Below are 24,743 nucleotides of genomic sequence, written 5' to 3'. Positions count from 1 at the left end.
GGGGTTGCCCGCCGGATTCAAAACGTTACCACTGATAGCTGACCAGCAGTTTGGCGTTGCGACCATCCTGCGGAATGCCCTGCGGTGAGTAATATTCTTTGTCGAAGGCGTTGCCCAGGACCACCGTGGTGGTGACGCCCTGCAGGCGATCGCGGCCTTGATAGCTCAGATAGAAATCGTTGACGCCGTAGCCGCCTTGCTCAGCGGTACCGGTTTCCACACGACTGGCGCGTTGGGCCAGCGTCGCCACCCAACCTGTAGACAGGCCGGTTTCACCCAACGGGATATCCAGCGTGCTGGTAACGGTGTCAGGATTGATGCTGTTTAACCATTCGCCGCTGGTTTCGTTTTTGCCGCGAGTGCGGTTGTACGCCAGGTCCCAGCCAAAAATCGGCGTTTTATAACTCAACGTGGCATCCCAACCCCAGATTTTTGCACGATCGATGTTGGTCGAGAAAGTGGTGCAACTGATGCAATAAGGGCCACGGGGGCCGCGTCCCAACTCCATGGTGACATCGGTGGTGATGTAGTCTCGGGCCTTGGTATCGAAGTAACTGGCTTTGAATTGCAGGCTATCGTCGGCTAACAGCAGATCGTCAAAGCGTAGCCCGAAACCGTACTCCTGAGTTGCATTGGTTTCCGGTTTCAGATTCGGATTTGGCACCCAGTTGTTGGTGATGGTGGTGGGGCCCATGGGAATAGAGAAGTGTTTGGAGTCGTTGTACATTTCACCCATGGTCGGTGCGCGGAAGGCCTGCGAGTAAGAACCGAACAACATCAGCCAATCGGTGGGCGTAATACTGATCGCACCGCGAGATGACCACTTGTCAGCATCCACATCCGCATAACCGTCGCTGGAGCCTTTATAGTTATCGTAACGGGTCCCGGCGAGCAGGGTCACCGGCAGGTCGCGCAGGGTAATTTCATCCTGTAACCAGCCGGAAGCAAAATTGATTTTCGCTTGTGGGAAGCTCTCTGTTGCGCCGCCTGGCGTTTGTTCCTGCTTGTAAGCTTCGCTGCCATAGGTAAACAGGTGAGAAGCGAAGGTATCGGCAAACAATCGGGTGCGGTTTTCCAGCTTCGCGCCACGGGTGGTCTGCTTGCGTGCCTCGTCTTCGCTGCCATTGGTGTGAGCGTTGATCTCCACCTCGGAGTAATAGACTTTGGCGACGGCATCGAGCCAATCCTGGCCCAGCGGTTTCAGTTTATAACTGAGCTGACTGTCGCGCTGGATGCTTGAACGATCGGTCATCAGGTTACCGCTGCTGCTGGCGGACTCCTGCGGGTTTTTCGGTTCCTGCGCCCGGTTATTGTAATAACGCAAATCGCCGCTCAACGATTGGGCATCATCAATTTTCCAGGTGCCTTTGGCCAGCAGATTACTGATGGTTTCGTCGTTGGGCGCATCAAAGCCGTTGCCCTGGCGCAGATCGCCAACGTCGCGGGTACCGAACGACAGCAGACCGTCGAGATTGTCGGTTTTGCCGTAGGCGCTGGCGCCCATACCCAGGCTGTGATCGCCGCTGCCGGCGGTACCGTAAACCCGGAAACCGGTGTCGTGGCCGGGCAACAGCAGATCGGCGGCGTCCACGGTTTCATAAGCAATCACGCCGCCCAGAGCGCCACTGCCGTACAGCAGGGCCGCAGGGCCACGGACCACTTCGATGCGTTTCACCAGCGCCGGATCCAGGAAGGTGGCGCCAAGATGCCCGGTGTCGGTGCCTTGGCGAATACCGTCCACCAGCGTCAGTACGCCGTTTTTACCGTAGCCGCGCATGAAAACGTCCTGCCCATTGGTGCGGCCGGTGCCATTGACGGTCACCCCAGGTACGCGGCGCAGCATATCGGCGGCGCTGGTGGCGGTTTGGCTTTCAGGCGTATTGCCCTCGATCACCGTCACCATCATTGGCGCTTCAAAACTGCTGCGTGCGTTGCCGGTGGCGGCGACGGTCAGAGTTTCATCGCGGGTTTTGTCGGTTTTAGCCGATACCGCAGTGGAAGAAGAAGCCGTGCTGTTGGTTTGTGCAAAAGTCACCGTCGGCAGAGTGCAGGCAATCGCCAGACTCAATGCGGATAAACGCAGCCGGGTGTAAGGGGTCAGAGGCATGTCGCAACTCTCCGTATGTTTTAAACATATCAATAGATTTGCTGGCTGCCTGGATCAAAAGCGATCGGGGTGGCTGGCGTTAAGGGATGGGTATTATTTGGTCAGGATCAATTTCCCGGCTTTGGTCTGCCGCAGTTGGTAGCGCTGGCCCTGATGGATGATGATCGCCACGCCGTCGGCATCCAGCAGCTGTGCGCTGTTGTAGCAAGGAGGCGAGGCCAGGCCACTTGCCGCAGGGCTGGTGGCTTTGGCGGGCAGGTTAGGGTTGTGATTATCCATCGTCATGTGTTTACAAAACAGACCGTTAAATAGTAATTAATATCAAAGTGAGAATCATTATCATGTGAACGAAAGGTTACATCAAGGAAAATTTTCTTACCGATGGAAGCTTTTTGCAGGAAGGTGAGGTGACAGGGGCCGAGGCCCCTCGGCCTGTCAAAATCAGGGTTATTTCAGCAGGGTTTCGATGCGATCAAACAGGCGCTCGGGTTTGGTGATCGGCGCAAAGCGTTTTACCCGTTGCCCGTCGGCGGTCAGCAGGAATTTGGTGAAGTTCCATTTGATGCGTTGACTGCCCAGCACGCCCGGTGCCAGACGTTTCAATTCGTTGAACAGCGGGTGCGCGCCGGGGCCATTAACCTCAATCTTGCTGAACAAGGGGAAACTGACGCCGTAGTTCAAGGTGCAGAAGTTGGCGATCTCCAGTGGATCACCAGGCTCTTGCGCGCCGAACTGATTGCATGGGAAGCCCAGCACCACCAACCCACGCTCGCGATAATACTGCCACAGGTTTTCCAGCCCGCGATACTGCGGCGTAAAACCGCATTTGCTGGCGGTGTTAACCACCAGATAAGCCCGGGCCGGGAAATCTCCCAGGGTTTTGTGCTCGCCTTGCAGGGTGACGCAAGGGATGGATAACAGTGAATGGATCATGCCGAGGTTCCAAATCCTTTCCAGAAGAATTGCTACCAGTATAGAAGAGCGGATGATGGACGGAAAAGCCGGGGTGAGCACCCCGGGTCAGATCAGAAGCGGGTATCTACCGCATCGGCCAGCATCGCCAGCAGCTGTTCGCTGTCGGCCCAGCTCAGGCAAGGGTCGGTAATGGATTGACCATAAGTCAGCGGTTGACCGGCCACAATTTTCTGTGTGCCTTCCACCAGGAAACTTTCCGCCATTACACCGGTCACGGCAGCGGAACCGGCGCGGATTTGCTGGCAGACATTTTCTGCCACATCCAACTGGCGGCGATGCAGTTTCTGGCAGTTGCCGTGGCTGAAGTCGATCACCAGGTGCTCCGGCAGGTCGAATTCGCGCAGGCTGTCACAAGCGGCGACGACATCGGTAGCATGGTAGTTCGGTGTTTTACCGCCACGCATGATGATATGGCCGTAAGGGTTGCCGCTGGTCTGATAGATAGTCATCTGCCCATGTTTGTCCGGTGACAGGAACATGTGCCCGGCACGTGCCGCCCGGATGGCATCAATGGCGATGCGGGTGTTGCCGTCGGTACCGTTCTTGAAGCCCACCGGGCAGGAGAGGGCCGAAGCCATCTCGCGGTGGATTTGGCTTTCGGTGGTGCGTGCGCCAATCGCGCCCCAACTGATCAAATCGGCGATGTATTGACCGACCACCATGTCGAGGAATTCGGTAGCGGTAGGCAGGCCGAGCTGGTTCACTTCCAGCAACAGCCGACGCGCCATTTCGATCCCCCGGTTCACCTGGAAGCTGCCATCCAGCGCCGGATCGGAGATCAGGCCTTTCCAGCCCACCACGGTGCGCGGTTTTTCAAAATAGGTGCGCATCACAATTTCCAGACGATCCTGGTAACGAATGCGCAGCGCATTCAGTCGGCCGGCATAATCGACGGCAGCGTCGAGATCGTGAATGGAGCATGGGCCGATAACCACCAGCAGACGGCGATCTTCGCCGGTCAGGATTTTTTCAATGCGTTGCCGGGAGGCCGTCACGTTATCCGCGATTTCCGCCGAGATCGGCAGCTTCTCCGCCAGTTCTTGCGGCGTGACCAGGCTGTCGATGCGCGCGGTCCGCAGTTCATCTGTTTTGTGCATGATTTTCTCTAAAGACTTTTCTTCGCTGCGGCAGGAGTGCCGGGAAGTGATGGCGATCACAATAACGTAAAAACCGATGAATTCAACCGGAGAAACTGTGTTCTGTTGATCAGAATCGCTAAAAAAAGCACAAAAAACGCGGACGGTGGAGAAATGAACAACAGGCGGCAGGGGACGGGCCTGCCGCGTGAAGGCTAGAACATTCGACGGCTCATGCCCAGAATATCCAGGATTTTGGTCGAGATCTCTTCCACCGAATAATTGGTGGTATTGAGATAGCGGATCTGATTTTTGCGAAACAGCGCCTCCACCTCCGCCAGCTCCATTCGGCACTGGCGAATAGAGGCATAACGGCTGTTTTCCCGGCGCTCCTCACGGATGGCCGCTAAACGTTCCGGGTCAATTGTCAGACCGAAAAGCTTGTGCTGAAACGGCTTCAGCGCGGCGGGAAGGTGCAAATTGTCCATATCATCGGCGGTAAATGGGTAGTTGGCGGCACGGATGCCGAATTGCATCGCCAGATACAGGCTGGTGGGGGTTTTGCCACAGCGCGATACCCCGAGCAAAATCACCTGCGCCTGATCGAGATTGCGCAGCGAAATGCCGTCATCATGGGCTAACGTGTAGTCAATGGCGGCGATACGGGCATCATATTTGCCGAGGTTGCTGGCCGTCAGTCCATGAGTGCGGTTGGGCACCGGGGTGGGATCCACCTCCAGTTCACCCTGCAGCGGGCCGACCAGCGCCTGCACGATATCCTGGCAGAACCCTTCGCTTTGGGTGATGACGTTGCGTACTTCCGGCGAAATGATCGAGTAAAACACCAGTGGCCGCACGCCGGTATCCCGATAGATGTCGTTAATCTGCTGGCAGACTCCGCGCGCGCGCGCCTCGGTTTCGACAAAGGGCAGCGTAAAGGTGGTGGCCTTCACCGGGAATTGCGACAACACTGCATGGCCCAAAACCTCGGCGGTGATCGCCGTGCCATCCGAAATATAAAAAACGCTTCTTTCCACCCGAGGCTCCTTACCTGAAACGGTGATGCAGTTATCACGCCTGCTTGCTCTTATCATGGGCTTGAGATGATCGAACGGTAAAGGGGCGGGTAAAAAAAATGTGATAGTGGGGGCAGAGTCGGCCCTTAATTTCAGCGACAAGGGAATAAGCGGAACGCCGCGCAATGATAAAGTGAAACACTATTTTAAATTTTATGAAAAATAGAAGTTTCTTTTTCATGAGGCATTATTCGGCATTGCGGCGTTATTTTAGCCAAATGCATTATAAAGGGTATGGTTTTTAAAAATGAAGTTTAAAAAATACTTAATTTGTTGAGATTTAAGCTATTAGTGCGACAGGGAACGATTCCATCCCCATTTTCCATTTCAGGAAGTTTTCCTAAAATCCATTTTCTTCGCCGGGTTGATCGATTCACCTTTCCATTTCCTATGGATCATTGTGCTAGTCTGAATCGGCACCGTTTTGGCGGCGCAGAGAAAGCAAGCGAATTAAATCCGTCTATACCCTACTGATAGCAATAAGGATTGTCTCGATGTCCAACAATGGCCCAGACTTGCGTAATGTGCTTTGGTACAACCAGCTCGGCATGCATGACGTTGACCGTGTCGGCGGCAAGAATGCCTCCCTCGGTGAAATGATCACCAATCTTTCCGATTTGGGCGTTGCCGTGCCAAACGGTTTTGCCACCACCGCGCAGGCGTTTAACGATTTCCTCGAGCAAAGCGGTGTTAACCAGCGCATCTATCAGTTACTGGATCAAACTGACGTTGACGACATTGCTCAACTGACCAAGGCCGGCGCGCAAATCCGTCAATGGATTATAGATACGCCGTTCCACGCGGAATTCGAACGCGAAATCAACCTGGCTTACCAGCAACTGGCAGACGGCGAGCCGGAAGCCTCTTTTGCCGTGCGTTCCTCCGCCACCGCAGAAGACATGCCGGACGCCTCCTTTGCCGGCCAGCAGGAAACCTTCCTCAACGTGCAGGGCATCGACGCCGTAATGGTGGCGATCAAGCATGTTTTCGCCTCGCTGTTCAACGATCGCGCCATCTCCTACCGTGTGCATCAGGGTTACGATCACCGTGGCGTGGCCTTGTCGGCCGGCGTACAGCGCATGGTGCGTTCCGACCTGGCTTCTTCTGGCGTGATGTTCACCATCGATACCGAATCCGGCTTTGATCAGGTGGTGTTTATCACTTCCGCCTTCGGCCTGGGTGAAATGGTGGTGCAGGGCGCAGTCAACCCTGACGAGTTCTACGTGCATAAACCGACGCTGCTCAAAGGCAACCCGGCGATCGTGCGTCGCAACCTCGGCTCGAAGAAAATCCGCATGGTGTACGCACCTTCGCAGGATCACGGCAAACAGGTACAAATTGAAGACGTGCCGGAGCAGCAACGCAATCGTTTCTCTCTGACCGATGAAGAAGTGCAGGGGCTGGCGCATCAGGCACTGCTGATCGAAAAACACTATGGCCGCCCGATGGATATCGAGTGGGCCAAAGACGGCCACACCGGCAAACTGCTGATTGTGCAGGCCCGCCCGGAAACCGTACGTTCCAACGAGCAGACGATGGAGCGTTACCAGCTTAACGGCAGCAGTCCGGTGCTGGTGGAAGGACGCGCCATCGGCCACCGCATTGGCGCAGGCCCGGTAAAAGTCATCCACAACATCAGCGAAATGGATCTTATTGAACCCGGCGATGTGCTGGTGACGGACATGACCGACCCGGATTGGGAACCGATCATGAAGAAAGCGGCGGCGATTGTCACCAACCGTGGCGGCCGTACCTGTCACGCGGCGATCATCGCACGTGAACTGGGCATTCCGGCTGTGGTTGGCTGCGGCAACGCTACCGATCTGCTGAAAGCGGGCCAGAAAGTCACCGTCTCCTGCGCAGAAGGAGATACCGGTTTTGTGTACAGCGATATGCTCGACTTTAGCGTACAGAGCTCCGAAGTGACCGAACTGCCTGAGCTGTCGCTGAAAATCATGATGAACGTCGGTAACCCGGACCGTGCGTTTGACTTCGCGCGTTTGCCGAATGAAGGCGTGGGCCTGGCCCGTCTGGAATTTATCATCAACCGCATGATTGGGGTGCATCCGAGGGCGCTGCTGGAGTTTGATCAGCAGACCCCGGAGCTGCAACAAGAAATCAAGGCGCTGATGCAGGGCTACGACCATCCGGTCGAGTTTTATGTAGGGCGCCTGACGGAAGGGATCGCCACGCTGGGGGCGGCATTCTGGCCGAAGCGGGTGATTGTGCGTCTGTCTGACTTCAAGTCCAACGAATATGCCAACCTGGTTGGCGGTGAGAAGTATGAGCCGCACGAAGAGAACCCGATGCTGGGCTTCCGCGGGGCCGGCCGTTACGTGGCCGACAGCTTCCGCGACTGCTTTGCGATGGAATGTGACGCGGTAAAACGCGTGCGTAATGAAATGGGCCTGACCAACGTCGAAATTATGGTGCCTTTCGTTCGCACCGTAGCGCAGGCGGAAGCGGTGGTCGCCGAGTTGGCGCGCCAGGGGCTCAAACGTGGCGAAAACGGCCTGAAAGTGATCATGATGTGCGAGATCCCTTCCAATGCCCTGTTGGCGGATCAGTTCCTCGAGCACTTCGATGGTTTCTCCATCGGTTCCAACGACATGACTCAGCTGACGCTGGGCCTGGACCGCGACTCGGGCGTGGTGTCTGAACTGTTTGACGAGCGTAACGAGGCGGTGAAAGCCTTGCTGTCGATGGCGATTCAGGCGGCCAAGCGCCATGGCAAGTACGTCGGTATTTGCGGGCAGGGGCCTTCCGATCATGAAGACTTCGCCGAATGGCTAATGGAGCAAGGCATTGACAGCCTGTCGCTCAACCCGGATACCGTCGTGCAAACCTGGGTCAATCTGTCGAAGAAAAAGTAATTCTTCGGCATCGCATCCGACACTGACGCTAAAGCCGTAACTCTGGTTACGGCTTTATTATTTCTGAATGTAAATAACAGGAGGTTCGGGAATAACCTTAGCCAAAAAAAGAATAAAAAAAAGCCCATCATAGGAGACGGGCAAAGACTACACACAGCAATTCACATGTATGGCATTACATTGTTTGGAAATCTTGCTTTAAATCAGATGTTTGAAGCAATAGATGGCCATAATACTAGATATTTAAATGAAATTAGTCATTAAGAATCATCCTAATCAATATCCGCATTCTCATTTATTTTTAACCCTGCTCAATTTTATCTCTGGGCTAAAAAAGATGTATTTATTCCGTATGTTTAATTAATGCTCTGCACCGCGTTCAGAACGGTGATTTTTATTATCGCGACAATGGGTTCAATGGCAGGGGAATGGGAAAGGGGAGATTCTGCCCGGCAGCCCGGGCAGAGATCGGTGTTACTTCTGTTCCAGGTTTTCGGCGACCTCTTCCAGATCGGTCGTCGGTTCCGGCGCTTCATCCATCCAGGCGGTGAGCAAACGGTAAGACACCGCCAACACCACCGGGCCGATAAACAGGCCAATCATGCCGAAAGCCAATAAACCGCCGATCACGCCGGAGAGGATCAACAGCATCGGCAAATCGGCCCCCATGCGGATCAGTACCGGCCTTAGCACGTTATCCAGCGTGGCAACCACACAGCTCCAGACCAGCAACACGGTTCCCCAGGTGGTGTCACCGCTCCAGTACAGCCAGATAATGGCCGGCACCAGCACCAATAGCGGCCCCAACTGCGCGACGCAGCAGATAAAGATCAGCACCGTCAGCAGGGTCGCGGCAGGAATGCCGGTTACCGCCAGGCCAATGCCGCCCAGTACCGATTGCACCAGCGCCGTCACCACGACCCCCAACGCCACCGCGCGGATCGCCTGACCGCCAAGCACTACCGCAGCATCGCCACGTTCGGCGCCAAGACGGGTCGCAAAGTGACGAATGCCCAGAGCAACCTGCTCACCCCGTGCATAGAGCAACACGCTAAACAGCAGCATCAGCGTGCAATGCAGCAACAGGCGACCAATATGCGCCGCCTGTGCCACAAACCAGGTGGCGGTCTGGCCGAAGTAGGGCTGCACTTTCGCCACCAGGGCGGTCCCACCGGCACTCACCAGCGTATGGTAGCTGTTGTAAATCTTATCGCCGATCATCGGGATCGATTGCAGCCAGAGCAGATCGGGAATATGCAGCTTGCCGGGCGTGCTGGCCCAGGCAACCACCGGCGCGCTGTTGTCCACCACGCTGCTGACCAGCAGAGAAATCGGCAGGATGAACAGCAGGATCAGCAGCAACGTCATGACAATCACCGCCAGCGAGCGTCGACCCCAAAGTATGTTTTGCAGCTTGATTAATAAAGGCCAGGTGGCGATGACCACCATGCCGGCCCAGGCAAAGCCGAGAATAAACGGTTGAATGACCCAAAAACAGGCGACGATCATAATGGCGATAAACAGCACACCAAAAATAATCCGTGGCAAATCGTATCGGGATTGCGGGAGTGTCATGAATTAGGTTCTCATCCTGGTAAGTTAAATCCTTTATAGACGTTAAGCATGGTGCATTTTCGTCACTTTTCACAATGCGGCGCACCTTTTGTCGCGCGTCGTTCGCCAGCCTAATAATGTGCATGCCTTCACTAAACGAGTATGTTAGTTTTTATGCCTAATAAAAAGTAGGGTGGGTCTGAATAAAGGCCTGATTCAGCGTGCATAAGCGCATAAAAAACAGACAGACAGGGTCAAAAAGCGAATGATCCCACAGATTTCTCAGGCACCCGGCCTCGTTCAACGGGTGCTCGACTTTTTGGAAGCGTTAAAGCAAAACGGATTTAATGGCGATATCGCCACCAGCTACGCCGACCGGTTGACGATGGCGACCGACAACAGTATCTATCAGTTGTTGCCCGACGCGGTGGTGTTTCCCCGTTCAACCGCAGATGTGGCGCTGATTGCGCGCCTGGCGGCAGAGGAGCGCTTCAGCGCGCTGACCTTCAGCCCGCGCGGTGGCGGCACCGGCACCAATGGACAGTCGCTCAACTGCGGCATCGTGGTGGATATGTCACGCCACATGAACCGCATTCTTGAAATCAACGTCGAGCAGGGTTGGGTGAAGGTCGAAGCCGGGGTCATCAAGGATCAGCTTAACCAGTATCTGCGGCCCTTCGGCTATTTCTTCTCGCCGGAGCTGTCCACCAGTAACCGCGCCACCCTGGGGGGCATGATCAATACCGACGCTTCCGGGCAGGGGTCGCTGGTGTACGGCAAAACTTCCGATCACGTCTTGGGCCTGCGGGCGGTATTGCTGGGCGGGGACATGATAGACACCCGCGCCATGCCGACGCCGTTGGCGGAAACGATTGCCTGCGAGGATACCCTTGAAGGCCGCATTTACCGGACGGTGCTCAACAGTTGCCGTGACCAACGTGCGCTGATCCTGGAAAAATTCCCCAAGCTTAACCGCTTCCTGACCGGCTACGACCTGCGCCACGTGTTCAGCGATGATCTGCAAACCTTCGATTTGACGCGGATCTTGACCGGCGCCGAGGGGACGTTGGCGTTTATCACCGAAGCGCGGCTGGACATTACGCCGCTGCCGAAGGTACGCCGCTTGGTCAACGTGAAATATGACTCCTTTGATTCTGCGCTGCGCAACGCGCCCTTTATGGTGGAAGCCAAGGCGCTGTCGGTAGAAACCATCGACTCTAAAGTCTTGAACCTGGCGCGTGAGGATATCGTCTGGCATTCGGTGAGCGAACTGATCACCAACGTGCCGGATAAAGAGATGCTCGGCCTGAACATCGTCGAATTTGCCGGCGATGACAAGGAGCTGATCGACCAGCAGATGGAGAGCCTGTGCCTGCGGTTGGACGAGTTGATCGTCGGGAAGCAGGGCGGCGTGATCGGCTATCAAATTTGCGGCGATCTGGTCGGCATCGAACGAATTTACAACATGCGCAAAAAGGCCGTCGGGTTATTGGGCAACGCCAAAGGGCGCGCCAAACCGATCCCCTTTGCCGAAGACACCTGCGTGCCGCCGCAGCACCTGGCCGATTACATCGTCGAGTTCCGCCAGTTGCTGGACAGCCATAACCTCAGTTACGGCATGTTTGGCCACGTTGATGCCGGTGTGTTGCATGTGCGCCCCGCGCTCGATATGTGCGATCCCCAGCAGGAAGTGCTGATGAAGCAGCTCTCCGACCAGGTGGTGGCGTTGACCGCCAAATATGGCGGGTTACTGTGGGGCGAACATGGCAAAGGCTTCCGCGCCGAATACAGCCCGGCGTTTTTCGGTGACCAGCTGTATCTGGAGCTGCGTCGCATCAAGGCCGCGTTCGATCCGAACAACCGGCTCAACCCCGGTAAAATCTGTTCGCCGTTGGGCGTCGATGCGCCGATGATGAAAGTGGATGCCGCCAAGCGCGGTACGCTCGACCGCCGTATTCCAATCGAGGTGCGCACTTCGTTCCGCGGTGCCATGGAGTGTAACGGCAACGGGTTGTGCTTCAATTTTGACGTGCGCAGCCCTATGTGCCCGTCGATGAAAATCACCGGCAGTCGCATTCATTCGCCAAAAGGCCGGGCGGCGTTGGTGCGCGAATGGTTACGCCTGCTGTCCGAGCAGGGTGTCGATCCCTTGGTATTGGAAAAACAGTTGCCGCAGCAGCGGCTCAGCTTCCGAACGCTAATCGAAAAAACCCGCAACAGCTGGTACGCCGGAAAAGGCGAATATGATTTCTCGCACGAGGTGAAAGAGGCGATGTCCGGCTGCCTGGCCTGTAAAGCCTGTTCCACCCAGTGCCCGATCAAGATTGACGTACCGGGCTTCCGTTCCCGCTTCCTGCAGCTTTATCACACCCGTTATCTGCGGCCGGCACGTGACTATATGGTCGCCGGGGTAGAGAGCTATACGCCGCTGATGGCGAAAGCGCCGAAGGTGTTCAATTTCTTCTTCCGACAGCCCTGGGTGCGTGAACTGAGCCGCAATACTATCGGCATGGTGGATTTGCCGATGCTGTCGAGCCCGACGCTGCGTCAGCAACTTTCCGGCCATGGCGCCATGACCATGACGCTGGAACAGCTCGAAGCGCTGAACGCCGAACAACGCGAACAGTACGTGCTGATCGTGCAGGATCCCTTTACCAGCTATTACGATGCCAAAGTGGTGGCGGATTTTGTTCGGCTGGTGGAAAAACTCGGCTATCGGCCGGTACTGCTGCCGTTCTCACCGAATGGCAAGGCTCAGCATATCAAAGGGTTCCTGACACGTTTTGCCCACACCGCGCGCAAGACCGCAGATTTCCTCAATCGGGTGGCAAAACTGGGTATGCCGCTGGTGGGGGTCGATCCGGCGTTGGTACTCTGTTATCGCGACGAATACAACGAGATCCTGGGCGAAACCCGTGGTGATTTCCAGGTGCAGTTGGTGCACGAATGGTTGCAGCAACTGCTGGCCGAGCGGGCTGAACAGCCGGCAACCGGTGAAGCCTGGTATCTGTTTGGTCATTGCACCGAAACCACAGCCTTGCCGGCCAGTGGCCAGCATTGGACGTCGATCTTTGCGCGCTTTGGCGCCAGGTTGGAAAATGTCAGCGTGGGCTGCTGTGGCATGGCTGGCACTTACGGTCACGAAGTGAAGAACCTGCAGAATTCGCTCGGCATTTATGAGTTATCATGGCACCAGGCATTGCAACGTCTGCCACGGCAACGTTGTCTGGCGACCGGTTATTCCTGCCGCAGCCAGGTCAAACGCATTGAGGGTAACGGTGTACGGCACCCATTACAGGCACTTCTGGAGATGATTGCGTGAAACTGTGGAAACGAGAAACGACGCTGGACCAATTAAACCAGTCCGGTGAAGGATGTATGGTCAGCCATGTGGGGATCCAGTTTACCCGACTGGAGGAAGATTACCTCGAGGCGACCATGCCGGTGGATCAGCGTACCCGGCAGCCGTTTGGCCTGCTGCATGGCGGGGCTTCGGTGGTGCTGGCGGAGTCGATGGGATCGATGGCCGGTTACCTGTGCAGTGAAGGCGAGCAAAAAGTGGTGGGGTTGGAAATCAACGCCAACCATCTGCGGGCGGTGTTTGAAGGGCAGGTGCGCGGCGTCTGTCGCGCGCTGCACGTTGGCCGTCGGCATCAGGTGTGGCAGATCGAAATTTTCGATTCGCGCGATCGCCTGTGCTGCACTTCACGGTTGACCACCGCGGTGATCGACTAAATTTCTTCCCCCGCAGGCATCCCGGCCTGCGGGTTTCTTGCCGCTCAGCGGGGTTACAGCTGAAACGGCACCCGCTTGACGAAATCCTTCTGGAAGGCATTGGCCTTCTCCCAGGTGCCTTCCATCGCATATTTCTGACAGATCAGGGTCAGGGTATGACGGGCAAAATGGTAGCTCTGCACCCGAAACAGCTGGCAGCGCTGCGGATTGTTGATTTCCACGATCAGCCGGTTATGCAGCTTGCTCAACGCGTGCAGATAGCTTTCATCGTCGCCGTTTTCCAGGCACAGATTGGCCATGTTGAGGCTGACGTTGTTGTAGCGTTTCAGGTGGTTGATATTGCATTCCGGCCGCTTGAGCGACGCTTCCGCCATATAGAAATCTACCGTGGCGTCGCGCACGCTGAACTTATAGTCATCAATTTTGCCCAGCAGCCACGCATTCATCGAGATATTCATTTGCCCGCGCTCAATTTGTAATTGAATGATAATCATTATCATATTTACTGGCGCGTTTGCGATCAATCCTTCTGTTGAAAGTTTTATCGCGGCAGAGGGGATGCAATCGGCGTGCGGCAACCCAATATGGTCAGTAACGACTAAACTTTACTTATAGAGCGCCAGAGTTATTGGCCTGTGTCGATGATCGAAAGGACGAGAAATGTGCCTTATTGTCGATAAACGCATTTTTAAGACAGACAAAATTCAGAAATAGGTATTTTCTATGAATGTTTAAAGCAAGAGTAAAAACCCGGCCCTGTAAAGCGTTCGAGCCAATGGGCAAACGCGAAGGTGGTACAGGATGTGCTGTAAATTCATAGGGATAATTTGATCTCCTTACCGACCTGCAGCGATGGCTTCGCTGACTGTCCCGCGCGCTTGCCGCATATCGAAGCGAAAATCCGGGTTTTTGGCGGATACCCCCGCAAAACAAACGGTTGAAGTGATAATTGTTATCACTAACATAGAAGCAACCCAGATTGGCTGTGGAAAAACACGAGTGTGAGGTAGGCCATATGCAAACGGAAAATGTCGGCACCTTTTCTCTGGACGAAAATGTCTGGCAAGGCATTTTGCTCAGTGATGACGCCGTACAACAAATTACTAAATTAATGCAGCAGGATCCGCAGGTGAAGGGGCTGCAACTCGGGGTGAAGCAGTCAGGCTGCGCCGGGTTTGCCTATGTGCTGGATCTCACCCGTGAGCCTGCTGACGACGACCTGCTGTTTGAGCGCGATGGCGCCAAACTGTATGTGCCGTTGAAAGCCATGCCGTTTATCGATGGCACCACGGTGGATTTCGTCCGTGAAGGGCTGAATCAGATATTCAAATTTAATAACCCTAAAGCTCAGCATGCCTGCGGGTGCGGCGAGAGTTTTGGCGTTTGAGCGATGCAATCAACATGACACGAAGCAATGTAGAAATGCCTAATGAAGTGCAGGCTTGGGTCAGCGAAGGTCGCTACAAAGAAGGCTTTTTTACCCAACTGGCCACCGATGAATTAGCGACGGGCATCAACGAAGACGTGGTGCGCGCCATCTCGGCCAAGCGTAATGAACCCGAGTGGATGCTGGAATTCCGCCTGGAGGCTTACCGTGCCTGGCTACAAATGGAAGAGCCGCATTGGCTGAAAGCCAACTACGACCGGCTCAATTACCAGGACTACAGCTATTACTCTGCCCCCTCCTGCGGCAGCTGTGATGACGCCTGCGGCTCGCAGCCCGGTGCCGAACAGCAACCCGGCGCGGCCACGGACAACAGCTACCTGACCAGCGAGGTTGAACTGGCGTTTAACCAGCTCGGCGTGCCGGTGCGTGAAGGCAGTGAAGTGGCGGTGGACGCGATCTTTGACTCGGTATCGGTCTCCACGACCTACCGCGAAAAGTTGGCCGAGAGCGGGGTGATTTTCTGCTCGTTCGGCGAGGCGATCCAGGAATACCCGGATCTGGTGCGCAAATACCTTGGTCGCGTAGTGCCGTCCAACGACAACTTCTTCGCCGCGTTGAACGCTGCGGTAGCCTCCGACGGGACCTTTGTTTATGTGCCGAAGGGCGTGCGTTGTCCGATGGAACTGTCGACCTATTTCCGTATCAACGCCGCCAAAACCGGCCAGTTCGAACGCACCATCCTGATTGCCGATGAAGGCAGTTATGTCAGCTATATCGAGGGCTGTTCCGCCCCGGTACGCGACAGCTACCAGCTGCACGCGGCGGTGGTGGAAGTGATCCTGCACAAAGACGCCGAAGTGAAATACTCGACGGTGCAGAACTGGTTCTCCGGCGGCGACAGCAAGGGCGGGATCCTGAACTTTGTGACCAAGCGTGCGTTGTGTGAAGGCGCAGGATCGAAAATGTCCTGGACCCAGTCGGAAACCGGCTCGGCGATCACCTGGAAATACCCGAGCGTGATCCTGCAGGGCGACAACTCTATCGGTGAGTTCTTCTCGGTGGCGCTGACCAGCGGCCATCAGCAGGCGGACACCGGTACCAAGATGATCCACATCGGCAAGAACACCCGTTCGACCATCATCGCCAAGGGCATTTCTGCCGGGCACAGCGAGAATACCTACCGCGGCCTGGTGAAGATCCTGCCGGGGGCGGAAAACGCGCGTAACTTCACCCAGTGCGACTCGATGCTGATCGGGCCGGACAGCGGCGCTCACACTTTCCCCTACGTTGAGGCCCGCAACAACAGTGCGCAGTTGGAACACGAAGCCACCACCTCAAAAATTGGCGATGACCAACTGTTCTATTGCCTGCAGCGCGGCATCAGCGAAGACAATGCCATTTCGATGATCGTCAACGGATTCTGCAAGGACGTGTTCTCTGAGCTGCCGCTGGAGTTCGCCGTCGAGGCACAGAAGTTATTGGCCATCAGCCTGGAACACAGCGTGGGCTAATCGCCGGATTGACAGCGCGAAAGCGCGACCTAAGGACACAGCATGTTAAGTATCAAGAATTTAAAAGTCAGCGCGGAAGGCAATGAGATCCTCAAGGGTCTGGACCTGGAGATCAAACCCGGCGAAGTGCATGCCATCATGGGGCCGAACGGCTCGGGCAAAAGTACGCTTTCGGCGACCCTGGCAGGGCGCGAAGAATATGAAGTGACCGCGGGCGAGGTGACCTTCAAAGGTAAGGACCTGCTCGAGCTGGATCCGGAAGATCGTGCCGGCGAAGGCGTGTTTTTGGCGTTCCAGTATCCGGTGGAGATCCCCGGCGTCAGTAACCATTTCTTCCTGCAGACCTCGGTGAATGCGGTGCGCAAATACCGCCAGCAGGAGGCGCTCGATCGCTTCGATTTCGCTGATTTTATCGAAGAGAAAATTGAACTGCTGAGCATGCCGGCCGATCTGCTGACCCGTTCGGTTAACGTCGGCTTCTCCGGCGGTGAGAAAAAACGTAATGATATTCTGCAGATGGCGGCGCTGGAGCCGGATCTGTGCATTCTGGATGAAACCGACTCCGGGTTGGATATCGATGCGCTGAAGATCGTCGCCAATGGCGTTAATTCGCTGCGGGACGGCAAGCGTTCGTTCATTATCGTCACGCATTACCAGCGTATTCTGGATTACATCAAGCCGGATTACGTCCATGTTCTTTCTCAGGGGCGCATCGTCAAATCCGGCGATTTCTCCCTGGTGAAACAGTTGGAGGAGCAGGGCTATGGCTGGCTTACCGACGAACAATAATTCCCGCGCGCTGCAGCAGCTTTACAGCCTGTTCGAAGAGCGCGGCGGCGAGCATTCGGCACATGCGCTGGCGCATTGGCAACAGGCTTTGCGCCTGGGCTGGCCGACCCGCAAGCATGAGAATTGGAAATACACTCCGCTGGAAGGCCTGCTGGAACAACAGTTTCTGGAGCCACCGGTAGAGCAGATCACCACCGCGCAGGTGGATGCGCTGGCGTTGGCCATCGACGCTTATCGGTTGGTGTTTATCGACGGGCGTTTCAGTTCGGCGTTGAGCGATGGCGATCTGGGCGATTACCAGTTCGACGTTGCCTCCTATGGGACGCCACAGGCGTTGCCTGAGCCCGTTCAGCCAGAGATTTTTCTGCACCTGACCGAAAGCCTGGCGCAGGAAACCAGCATTATCCGCGTGGCGGCCGGCAAAAGCGCGGCTCGCCCTTTATACCTGTTGCATATCAGCAGTGGGCGCGGTGCTGAAGGCGAAGTGAATACCGTGCATCACCGTCATCACCTTGAGATTGGGCGCAGTGCGCAGGCGGAGGTGATCGAGCATTACGTGAGTCTGAACGACAGCTCGCATTTCACCGGCGCACGCCTGACCGCCAATGTGGCGGACAATGCTCAACTGCATCACTGCAAACTGGCGTTTGAAAGCCAGCCGAGTTACCACTTTGCCCATAACGATTTGGTGATTGGCCGCGACGCGCAGGTGAAAAGCGACAGCTTCCTGTTGGGCGCCGGATTGACGCGGCATAACACCAGCGCGCAGCTCAATGGTGAAGGGTCCAATCTGGTGATCAACAGTTTGGTGCTGCCGGTCGGCAAAGAGGTGTGCGATACCCGTACTTACCTGGAGCACAACAAGGGTTACTGCGAGAGCCGCCAACTGCACAAGGTGGTGGTCAGCGATCGTGCCAAAGCGGTGTTTAACGGCATGATCAAAGTGGCCAAGCACGCGATTAAAACCGATGGGCAGATGACCAACCACAATCTGCTGTTGGGCAAGGTGGCGGAAGTCGATACCAAGCCGCAGTTGGAAATTTATGCCGATGACGTGAAGTGCAGTCACGGTGCCACCGTCGGGCGCATCGATGAAGAGCAGCTGTTTTATCTGCAATCGCGCGGCATCGACAAGCACTCGGCGCAGCAGATGATTATCTTTGCTTTTGCCGCTGAGCTGACTGAGGGGATCGGCAACGAGACTATCCGCGAATCGGTGCTGGCGCGCATTGCACAGCGCCTGCCGGAGCCGGGGGAGGCAGCATGAGTTTTCCGATTGAACGGGTGCGCAGCGATTTCCCGATCCTGGCACGCGAAGTCAACGGCCGGCCGCTGGCTTATCTCGACAGTGCCGCCAGCGCGCAAAAGCCGCAGGCGGTGATCGATCGTGAACTGGATTTCTACCGTCACGGTTATGCGGCGGTGCATCGCGGCATCCATACCATGAGCGCCGAAGCGACTCAGGAAATGGAAGCGGTGCGTGAAAAGGTGGCGGCGTTTATCAATGCCGGCTCGGCGGAAGAGATTGTCTTCGTCAAAGGCACCACCGAAGGCATCAATCTGGTGGCCAACAGCTTCGGCCGCCATTTCCTGCAGCCCGGTGACAGCATCATCATCACCGAGATGGAGCACCATGCCAATATCGTGCCCTGGCAGATGCTGGCGCAAGAACGAGGGCTGACTTTGCGAGTCTGGCCGCTGCAGCAAGACGGCACGCTGGATCTGGCGCAGTTGCCTGGGTTGATCGATGCTTCCACCAAGCTGCTGGCGCTGACTCAGGTTTCCAACGTGCTGGGCACGGTGAACCCGGTGCAAGCCATTACGGCACAGGCCAAGGCTGCCGGTCTGAAGGTGCTGATTGACGGCGCGCAAGCGGTAATGCACCAACGGGTTGACGTGCAGGCGCTGGATTGCGATTTCTATGTGTTCTCCGGCCACAAGTTGTATGGGCCTTCCGGCATCGGCATTCTCTACGGCCGTCAGGCGCTGTTGCAGCAAATGCCGCCGTGGGAAGGGGGCGGTTCGATGATCCAGCAGGTCAGTCTGACCCACGGTACCACCTATGCCGAGCCACCGTGGCGCTTTGAGGCCGGTTCGCCCAATACCGCCGGTATGATGGGACTGGGGGCGGCCATTGACTATGTGAATGCGCTGGGGCTGGAGGCGATTGCTGATTATGAGCAATCGCTGATGCACTATGCGCTGGAAGCGTTGCAGCAGGTGCCGACGCTGAAAATCTATGGCCCGGCGGATCGCGCTGGGGTGATCGCCTTCAATCTGGGTGAGCACCACGCCTATGACGTCGGTAGCTTCCTGGATCAGTACGGTATTGCTATTCGTACCGGACACCATTGCGCGATGCCGCTGATGGCGTTTTATAATGTGCCGAGCATGTGCCGCGCTTCGTTGGCGTTATATAATACGCGCGAAGAAGTTGATCGGCTGGTGGCCGGGTTGCAGCGAATTCAAAAACTGCTGGGATAGGCTAGACTGCCGGGCGGCTGAACGCCGGTAGCCAGTGACATGGGGTCGGCATGCCGGCCCCTGATTTTGATGGCAAAGTTGCTTTTGAATCCGAGATACCCGGGCCTAGCGCACCGAGGGGCGCTCCGGCGGACAAGCCGCTACGACCCCATCGGCACGCTCTCCCTAATGACCGGCTTTGTCAGCAGTCTGTGGGTCGGCATGCCGGCCCCTGAATTATTGAAAGGAACCTCATGGCGAACTTGCCGGACAAAGATAAGTTGGTGCGTAATTTTTCCCGTTGCCTGAACTGGGAAGACAAGTACCTGTATGTAATTGAACTGGGCGCGAAGCTGCCGGCGCTTGACGAGAGCGAACGTCAGGCGAGCAATCTGATTTCCGGTTGCCAGAGCCAGGTGTGGATTGTGATGCAGCTTGACGCACAAGGGCAGGTCGAGTTTCACGGCGACAGCGACGCGGCCATCGTCAAAGGGCTGCTGGCCGTGGTGTTTATTCTTTATCACCAAATGACGCCGCAGCAGATTGTCGCCTTGGACGTACGGCCGTTTTTCGCCGAACTGGCGTTGAGCCAACACCTGACGCCTTCGCGTTCTCAGGGGCTGGAAGCGATGATCCGCGCGATCCGCAGTCAGGCTGCCAAGCTCTGATATTCTTTAAGGCTCATTGATACGCCGCTTGTATTTCTTATGTCAATGAGTCTTTACAAACCCCACCCGGCCCCGCCATTCACCCCGCAAATCAGTGACATATCAGCAGCTTACCCATTGACGTTATATTGACAAATGGACAAAGCGATTACGTTATAACATGTTGATTTTTAGAGGACTTATTGCCTTTAACGCCAGCGTTGCTAGTATTAATCAGGTCTTGTCTGATTTACCCGTCGCCAAGCGCCAGATAGCCTTGTGGCCGAACCGTAATAAGCATATAGGGATGATAATGAAACGTGCGTTGAGTTTAATGGGCATGCTATTCGCCACCGTACTGGCCGGCACCCAAGCCGCCAGTGCGAGCGAGTACCCGCTGCCGCCGCCGGACAGCCGTCTGATTGGCGAGAACACCACTTATACCGTACCGAACGATGGGCGTCCGTTGGAGGCGATTGCCGCCGACTATAAAATTGGTCTGCTGGGCATGCTGGAAGCCAACCCGGGCACCGACCCATTCTTGCCCAAGCCAGGTTCGGTATTAACCATCCCGACCCAAATGCTGCTGCCGGACACCAAGCGCGAGGGGATTGTGGTCAACCTGGCCGAGTTGCGCCTGTATTACTACCCGAAAGGCGAGAACAAGGTCATCGTTTATCCTATCGGTATCGGCCAGACGGGAATGCACACTCCGCTGCAGGTGACCTCCGTCAGCCAAAAAATTCCCAACCCGACCTGGACGCCGACCGCCAACATCCGTAAGCGCTACCTGGAGAAAGGTGTGAAACTGCCAGGAGTGGTGCCGGCTGGTCCGGAGAACCCAATGGGCTTGTTCGCCATGCGTCTGGCCATGGGGCACGGTGAATACCTGATCCACGGCACCAACGCCAACTTCGGTATCGGCATGCGCGTCAGCTCCGGCTGTATCCGTCTGCGTCCAACGGATATCGAAGCGCTGTTCAATATGGTGCCGCGCGGTACCCGTGTTCAGGTGATTAACGATCCGGTGAAAATTTCCGTTGAGCCGGACGGCAAACGCTATGTAGAAGTGCATCAGCCGTTGTCGAAAGTCGAAAGCGACGATCCGCAGACCATGCCGATTACCTTGACTAAAGCCGAGAAAGCTTTTGTCGGTGATGCGCAGACCGATCAGGCAGTGTTCGACAGTGCGGTTGTACGCCGCTCTGGCATGCCGGTGTTGGTTAACGTGGGGCAGAACCCCTCTGAGGTCAGTTTAACGCCTGTAGCCTCGCAGGAGGCGAATAAGGGCCCATTCAAGAGCGCACCTATCAGTTCGGTGAATTAAAAAGCCGCCATAACGGTCAATACTGAGGGGTTCAGCTTGCTGAGCCCTTTTTTTTCGCCTGGAGGCGGGAGGGGGAAATGAGCGGGAATGACAGGCAAAAAAAACGGCGCACAATGTGCGCCGTTTTCAATAACCGAAGCTATCTTACTTTTTGTAAGCGTGAGCTTGGTTGTCCAGGCGCTGGTTAGCACGTGCTGCGTCGTCTTTAGCTGCTTGAACGTCAGAACGGATTGCGTTCACGTCGTTGCTCAGCTGGTCAACTTTAGCGTTCAGAGTCTGAACGTCAGAAGACAGTTGATCGATTTTAGCATTGCTAGAGCAGCCTGCCAGCAGAGTGGAACCCAGGATTACCGCGCCCAGTACCAGTTTAGTACGATTCATTATAACACCCTCTAGATTGAGTTAATCTCCATGTAGCGTTACAAGTATTACACAAACTTTTTTCGAAAGAGAATAATTTTTTTGTATTGGAGTGCTTTATTTTGATCGTTCGCTCAAACTTACATCTTCTTTTGAAGAATAGTTAAAAAATGTAGGGAAAACAGCCGGATTCCATGGGACAACTCCGATTTGCAATTAGCTAAATAATGAGCAATCGGTGGTTGCGTTTTTGAGAAAACAGTTTACTGGTGCTAAAAAAAACGCCGCAAAGCGGCGTTTTCATCAAAATAATTATGTCACGTTTTATATTACAGCACGTGAACCGAGGCAGTATTGGTTGTGCCGCTCGGTACCAGAGCACCGGAAACCATCACCACAACGTCGCCTTTTTGTGCCAAACCGCTGGCCAGCGCCGCTTCTTTACCGATGCGGTAGAAGTCGTCGGTAGAGGCGATTTCTTTGACCATCTGCGGGATCACGCCTTTGCTCAGGATCAGCTGGTGAGCGGTGACTTCATTGGTGGTCAGCGCCAGGATCACGGCGTTAGGGAAGTATTTACGTACGGACTTGGCTGATTTACCGCCGCTGGTGGCCACCACGATCAGTGGAGCATCCAGTTTTTCTGCGGTTTCAACGGCGCCACGGCATACGGCTTCGGTGATGCGCAGCTTGCGGTTGTCATTCAGGCTGTCGATACGGCTTGGCATCACGCGATCGGTGCGCTCACAGATGGTCGCCATGATGGTGACGGCCTCGAGCGGATATTTGCCCTTGGCGCTCTCGCCTGACAGCATAACCGCGTCGGTACCGTCCAGAATGGCGTTAGCAACGTCGCCGGCTTCTGCGCGGGTAGGGCGCGGGTTTTTGATCATGGAATCGAGCATTTGGGTGGCGGTGATCACCACTTTACGTGCACGGTTACATTTTTCGATCATCATCTTCTGCGCGAAGATAACTTCTTCTACCGGGATTTCTACGCCCAGATCGCCACGAGCAACCATGATGCCGTCAGAAGCTTCGAGGATTTCGTCGAAGTTGTTCAGGCCTTCCTGGTTTTCGATCTTGGAGATAATCTGGATCTGCGCGCCGCCGTGGGCTTTCAGGTGTTCGCGGATTTCCAGCACGTCGGAACGCTTGCGGATAAAGGAAGCGGCAACGAAGTCCACACCCTGTTCGCAGCCGAAGATCAGGTCACGTTTGTCTTTTTCAGCCAATGCCGGCAGTTGGATGGAAACACCTGGCAGGTTAACGCCTTTGTTTTCGCCCAGATCACCGCTGTTCAGCACCTTACAGATCACTTCGTGTTCGGTCACGTTGGTGACTTCCATGCCGATCAGGCCGTCGTCAACCAATACGGTGTTGCCGATTTTCAGGTCAGCGCTAAAACCGGCGTAGGTGACCGCAACGCGTTCGTTGTTGCCGATAACGCTCTGATCGGTGGTGAAGGTAAAGGTCTGGCCGGCAACCAGCGAAGCATCTTTGCCGCCTTCCAGTTTCATGGTGCGGATTTCAGGGCCTTTGGTATCCAACAGGATGCCGGCGTTCTGACCGGTTTTCGCCATCACGGCGCGCATGTTCTTGATGCGGTTACCGTGCTCTGCGTAATCGCCGTGGGAGAAGTTAAGACGCATTACGTTCATGCCGGCGTTCAGCAGGTTGGTCAGCATTTCTTCCGATTCGGTTTTTGGACCGATGGTACAAACAATTTTGGTCTTTTTCATGACGGAGTTTTCTACAAGTTGTGATGGATAAAAAAACGAATAAAACCAGCGGTCAAGCCACTGATAAGGGATTTGAGTCGTGCCTGATGGTGCAAAACATAGTTAAGGATAGGTGACCGGAGTCGAAATGGGGCGGAAAAATTCAGCCCGCGCCAGAGTGCGGGGATGCTGCGCAACGTGATGAGATGAAAATGTGTTGTTATTGCGTTTTCGCAGATCAAGGGCTGAAACCATTCAACTGAAAGACGTTGCGCATTATAAAGGCTAAGCGACGGGAAACAAAATAAAAAACCGGTGCTATCCCTCGGATCTGTCAAATCAGCAGCAAATGTGGCGCAAATGCAAACCGACAGCAGGTGTTTGTTGCGCAAATAACCTTAATGTGAACGTACCATTAGCCGGCTCAGCGTGCCGTGATGATTTCCAACAGCGTGCCGGCGGTCAGGCAGAAGCAACCGCTGGCGATATTAGCGGGGATGATGACAGTTTCACCGGCTACCACCAACTGTATGTCATTGCCTACGGTGAATTCAAACTCACCGGAAACCACCTGCGTTTGCAGAGCGTAAGTGCGCTTTTGCAGTTGGCCGAAGGTTCCTGCGTCGAACTTCACTTCCGTCGCTTTGCTGCCGTCGCTCATGACCCCATGTCGACGGGAGAGGCCGGTATCCAGTTTTTCAAACGCAGTCTCTGCGGTAAATTTCAGCATGGGATCTGTCCTGATTGGGTATTGGCCTTGATGATACCTGATACGGCTTGCGGTGACAGGAGCAAAGTTTTACGGGTTCGTCAGGCTGATTAACAGTAGGGGAAGCGTGGTGCCGATAGGGTGAATCTGCGGAAATTATGATTTGGTGCGTCCGAGTGGACTCGAACCACCGACCCCCACCATGTCAAGGTGGTGCTCTAACCAACTGAGCTACGGACGCACTGCACTGCTTTAGAATTTTGGTGCGTCCGAGTGGACTCGAACCACCGACCCCCACCATGTCAAGGTGGTGCTCTAACCAACTGAGCTACGGACGCACTGTACTGCTTTAGGAATTTGGTGCGTCCGAGTGGACTCGAACCACCGACCCCCACCATGTCAAGGTGGTGCTCTAACCAACTGAGCTACGGAC

Annotated in this window: 20 protein-coding genes, 2 tRNA genes and 1 other RNA gene; 10 read left to right on the top strand and 13 right to left on the bottom strand. The window is 55.4% G+C overall.

Annotation, left to right across the window (positions count from 1 at the left end; genetic code table 11):
• Nucleotides 1-25: 25 nt before the first annotated feature.
• The 5 genes from ACGS9J_RS11020 to ppsR form a co-directional block, all read right to left on the bottom strand.
• On the bottom strand, nucleotides 26-2,107 hold the full coding sequence (locus tag ACGS9J_RS11020) for a TonB-dependent hemoglobin/transferrin/lactoferrin family receptor (RefSeq protein WP_442230964.1): 2,082 nt from the start codon (nucleotides 2,105-2,107) through the stop codon (nucleotides 26-28).
• 93 nt (nucleotides 2,108-2,200) lie between these two features.
• Complete coding sequence (gene hemP, locus ACGS9J_RS11015) at nucleotides 2,201-2,386, bottom strand: hemin uptake protein HemP (RefSeq protein WP_442231236.1); 186 nt, start codon at nucleotides 2,384-2,386, stop codon at nucleotides 2,201-2,203.
• 168 nt (nucleotides 2,387-2,554) lie between these two features.
• Complete coding sequence (locus ACGS9J_RS11010; protein ID WP_442230963.1) at nucleotides 2,555-3,040, bottom strand: glutathione peroxidase; 486 nt, start codon at nucleotides 3,038-3,040, stop codon at nucleotides 2,555-2,557.
• 92 nt (nucleotides 3,041-3,132) lie between these two features.
• Nucleotides 3,133-4,179 carry a 3-deoxy-7-phosphoheptulonate synthase gene (locus tag ACGS9J_RS11005; RefSeq protein WP_442230962.1) on the bottom strand — a complete coding sequence of 349 codons (1,047 nt, stop codon included), beginning with the start codon at nucleotides 4,177-4,179 and terminating at the stop codon, nucleotides 3,133-3,135.
• 194 nt (nucleotides 4,180-4,373) lie between these two features.
• Nucleotides 4,374-5,195 (bottom strand): posphoenolpyruvate synthetase regulatory kinase/phosphorylase PpsR, encoded by an 822-nt coding sequence (ppsR, locus tag ACGS9J_RS11000; RefSeq protein WP_442230961.1) that lies wholly within the window; start codon nucleotides 5,193-5,195, stop codon nucleotides 4,374-4,376.
• Nucleotides 5,196-5,728: 533 nt separating this feature from the next.
• Between ppsR and ppsA the strand changes: the two genes are divergently transcribed.
• A complete protein-coding gene (gene ppsA, locus ACGS9J_RS10995) occupies nucleotides 5,729-8,107 on the top strand; it encodes a phosphoenolpyruvate synthase (RefSeq protein WP_442230960.1) in 2,379 nt (792 codons plus the stop codon).
• Between the two features lie 112 nt (nucleotides 8,108-8,219).
• On the opposite strand, the gene rprA is transcribed toward ppsA, so the two are convergent.
• Nucleotides 8,220-8,330: antisense sRNA RprA (gene rprA / locus ACGS9J_RS10990), an RNA gene on the bottom strand.
• A 251-nt stretch (nucleotides 8,331-8,581) separates the two neighbouring features.
• On the bottom strand, nucleotides 8,582-9,682 hold the full coding sequence (ydiK, locus tag ACGS9J_RS10985) for an AI-2E family transporter YdiK (protein WP_442230959.1): 1,101 nt from the start codon (nucleotides 9,680-9,682) through the stop codon (nucleotides 8,582-8,584).
• Nucleotides 9,683-9,926: 244 nt separating this feature from the next.
• On the opposite strand from ydiK, the gene ydiJ reads away from it, so the two are divergent.
• Complete coding sequence (ydiJ, locus tag ACGS9J_RS10980; protein ID WP_442230958.1) at nucleotides 9,927-12,983, top strand: D-2-hydroxyglutarate dehydrogenase YdiJ; 3,057 nt, start codon at nucleotides 9,927-9,929, stop codon at nucleotides 12,981-12,983.
• Nucleotides 12,980-13,396: a 1,4-dihydroxy-2-naphthoyl-CoA hydrolase gene (gene menI, locus ACGS9J_RS10975; protein WP_442230957.1), complete on the top strand. Its 417-nt coding sequence runs from the start codon at nucleotides 12,980-12,982 to the stop codon at nucleotides 13,394-13,396. The genes ydiJ and menI overlap by 4 nt, the downstream gene beginning before the upstream one ends.
• Nucleotides 13,397-13,449: 53 nt before the next feature.
• Here menI and ACGS9J_RS10970 read toward each other — a convergent pair whose 3' ends face one another.
• The gene (locus ACGS9J_RS10970) at nucleotides 13,450-13,854 is read right to left on the bottom strand and encodes a hypothetical protein (protein ID WP_041415357.1); all 405 of its coding nucleotides are present in this window, start codon (nucleotides 13,852-13,854) and stop codon (nucleotides 13,450-13,452) included.
• A gap of 557 nt (nucleotides 13,855-14,411) precedes the next feature.
• On the opposite strand from ACGS9J_RS10970, the gene sufA reads away from it, so the two are divergent.
• The 7 genes from sufA (at nucleotide 14,412) to ACGS9J_RS10935 (ending at nucleotide 21,520) form a co-directional block, all read left to right on the top strand.
• Complete coding sequence (sufA, locus tag ACGS9J_RS10965; protein ID WP_442230956.1) at nucleotides 14,412-14,783, top strand: Fe-S cluster assembly scaffold SufA; 372 nt, start codon at nucleotides 14,412-14,414, stop codon at nucleotides 14,781-14,783.
• Between the two features lie 14 nt (nucleotides 14,784-14,797).
• Nucleotides 14,798-16,294, top strand: coding sequence for a Fe-S cluster assembly protein SufB (gene sufB / locus ACGS9J_RS10960; RefSeq protein WP_442230955.1), 1,497 nt, complete (start codon nucleotides 14,798-14,800; stop codon nucleotides 16,292-16,294).
• Nucleotides 16,295-16,336: 42 nt separating this feature from the next.
• Nucleotides 16,337-17,083, top strand: a complete 747-nt coding sequence (sufC, locus tag ACGS9J_RS10955; protein WP_442230954.1) for a Fe-S cluster assembly ATPase SufC — start codon at nucleotides 16,337-16,339, stop codon at nucleotides 17,081-17,083.
• The gene (gene sufD, locus ACGS9J_RS10950; protein WP_442230953.1) at nucleotides 17,058-18,350 is read left to right on the top strand and encodes a Fe-S cluster assembly protein SufD; all 1,293 of its coding nucleotides are present in this window, start codon (nucleotides 17,058-17,060) and stop codon (nucleotides 18,348-18,350) included. Before sufC ends, sufD begins: the two co-directional genes overlap by 26 nt.
• Nucleotides 18,347-19,567, top strand: coding sequence for a cysteine desulfurase SufS (sufS, locus tag ACGS9J_RS10945; RefSeq protein ID WP_442230952.1), 1,221 nt, complete (start codon nucleotides 18,347-18,349; stop codon nucleotides 19,565-19,567). The genes sufD and sufS overlap by 4 nt, the downstream gene beginning before the upstream one ends.
• A gap of 233 nt (nucleotides 19,568-19,800) precedes the next feature.
• Complete coding sequence (sufE, locus tag ACGS9J_RS10940; RefSeq protein WP_442230951.1) at nucleotides 19,801-20,214, top strand: cysteine desulfuration protein SufE; 414 nt, start codon at nucleotides 19,801-19,803, stop codon at nucleotides 20,212-20,214.
• A gap of 292 nt (nucleotides 20,215-20,506) precedes the next feature.
• Nucleotides 20,507-21,520: a L,D-transpeptidase family protein gene (locus ACGS9J_RS10935; RefSeq protein ID WP_442230950.1), complete on the top strand. Its 1,014-nt coding sequence runs from the start codon at nucleotides 20,507-20,509 to the stop codon at nucleotides 21,518-21,520.
• Nucleotides 21,521-21,664: 144 nt separating this feature from the next.
• On the opposite strand, the gene ACGS9J_RS10930 is transcribed toward ACGS9J_RS10935, so the two are convergent.
• The 5 genes from ACGS9J_RS10930 to ACGS9J_RS10910 all read right to left on the bottom strand — a co-directional run bounded on the left by ACGS9J_RS10930 (nucleotide 21,665) and on the right by ACGS9J_RS10910 (nucleotide 24,648).
• Nucleotides 21,665-21,901, bottom strand: coding sequence for a major outer membrane lipoprotein (locus tag ACGS9J_RS10930; RefSeq protein WP_004943717.1), 237 nt, complete (start codon nucleotides 21,899-21,901; stop codon nucleotides 21,665-21,667).
• Between the two features lie 308 nt (nucleotides 21,902-22,209).
• Nucleotides 22,210-23,622: a pyruvate kinase PykF gene (gene pykF / locus ACGS9J_RS10925; RefSeq protein ID WP_442230949.1), complete on the bottom strand. Its 1,413-nt coding sequence runs from the start codon at nucleotides 23,620-23,622 to the stop codon at nucleotides 22,210-22,212.
• Nucleotides 23,623-24,025: 403 nt separating this feature from the next.
• Nucleotides 24,026-24,331 (bottom strand): cupin, encoded by a 306-nt coding sequence (locus ACGS9J_RS10920; RefSeq protein ID WP_442230948.1) that lies wholly within the window; start codon nucleotides 24,329-24,331, stop codon nucleotides 24,026-24,028.
• A gap of 143 nt (nucleotides 24,332-24,474) precedes the next feature.
• A tRNA-Val gene (locus ACGS9J_RS10915) sits at nucleotides 24,475-24,551 on the bottom strand.
• 20 nt (nucleotides 24,552-24,571) lie between these two features.
• Nucleotides 24,572-24,648 (bottom strand) — tRNA-Val (locus ACGS9J_RS10910).
• Between the last annotated feature and the right edge of the window lie 95 nt (nucleotides 24,649-24,743).

Origin of the sequence: Serratia quinivorans (genome assembly GCF_052113645.1) — a bacterium.
GTDB classification, from domain to species: domain Bacteria; phylum Pseudomonadota; class Gammaproteobacteria; order Enterobacterales; family Enterobacteriaceae; genus Serratia; species Serratia quinivorans_B.
The sequence above is the reverse complement of the archived record's forward strand: the minus strand, read 5'-3'. Positions and strand labels throughout refer to the sequence as shown.

Bases quoted from the DNA above. Each gene is read 5' to 3' on its own strand.
- ACGS9J_RS11020 (WP_442230964.1), bottom strand. From the start codon at position 2,107: ATGCCTCTGACCCCTTACACCCGGCTGCGTTTATCCGCATTGAGTCTG.
- ACGS9J_RS11005 (WP_442230962.1), bottom strand. From the start codon at position 4,179: ATGCACAAAACAGATGAACTGCGGACCGCGCGCATCGACAGCCTGGTC.
- hemP (WP_442231236.1), bottom strand. From the start codon at position 2,386: ATGGATAATCACAACCCTAACCTGCCCGCCAAAGCCACCAGCCCTGCG.
- ACGS9J_RS10970 (WP_041415357.1), bottom strand. From the start codon at position 13,854: ATGAATATCTCGATGAATGCGTGGCTGCTGGGCAAAATTGATGACTAT.
- sufA (WP_442230956.1), top strand. From the start codon at position 14,412: ATGCAAACGGAAAATGTCGGCACCTTTTCTCTGGACGAAAATGTCTGG.
- sufC (WP_442230954.1), top strand. From the start codon at position 16,337: ATGTTAAGTATCAAGAATTTAAAAGTCAGCGCGGAAGGCAATGAGATC.
- ppsA (WP_442230960.1), top strand. From the start codon at position 5,729: ATGTCCAACAATGGCCCAGACTTGCGTAATGTGCTTTGGTACAACCAG.
- ydiK (WP_442230959.1), bottom strand. From the start codon at position 9,682: ATGACACTCCCGCAATCCCGATACGATTTGCCACGGATTATTTTTGGT.
- sufB (WP_442230955.1), top strand. From the start codon at position 14,798: ATGACACGAAGCAATGTAGAAATGCCTAATGAAGTGCAGGCTTGGGTC.
- ACGS9J_RS10920 (WP_442230948.1), bottom strand. From the start codon at position 24,331: ATGCTGAAATTTACCGCAGAGACTGCGTTTGAAAAACTGGATACCGGC.
- sufE (WP_442230951.1), top strand. From the start codon at position 19,801: ATGGCGAACTTGCCGGACAAAGATAAGTTGGTGCGTAATTTTTCCCGT.
- ACGS9J_RS10930 (WP_004943717.1), bottom strand. From the start codon at position 21,901: ATGAATCGTACTAAACTGGTACTGGGCGCGGTAATCCTGGGTTCCACT.
- ACGS9J_RS11010 (WP_442230963.1), bottom strand. From the start codon at position 3,040: ATGATCCATTCACTGTTATCCATCCCTTGCGTCACCCTGCAAGGCGAG.
- pykF (WP_442230949.1), bottom strand. From the start codon at position 23,622: ATGAAAAAGACCAAAATTGTTTGTACCATCGGTCCAAAAACCGAATCG.
- ACGS9J_RS10935 (WP_442230950.1), top strand. From the start codon at position 20,507: ATGAAACGTGCGTTGAGTTTAATGGGCATGCTATTCGCCACCGTACTG.
- sufD (WP_442230953.1), top strand. From the start codon at position 17,058: ATGGCTGGCTTACCGACGAACAATAATTCCCGCGCGCTGCAGCAGCTT.
- ydiJ (WP_442230958.1), top strand. From the start codon at position 9,927: ATGATCCCACAGATTTCTCAGGCACCCGGCCTCGTTCAACGGGTGCTC.
- sufS (WP_442230952.1), top strand. From the start codon at position 18,347: ATGAGTTTTCCGATTGAACGGGTGCGCAGCGATTTCCCGATCCTGGCA.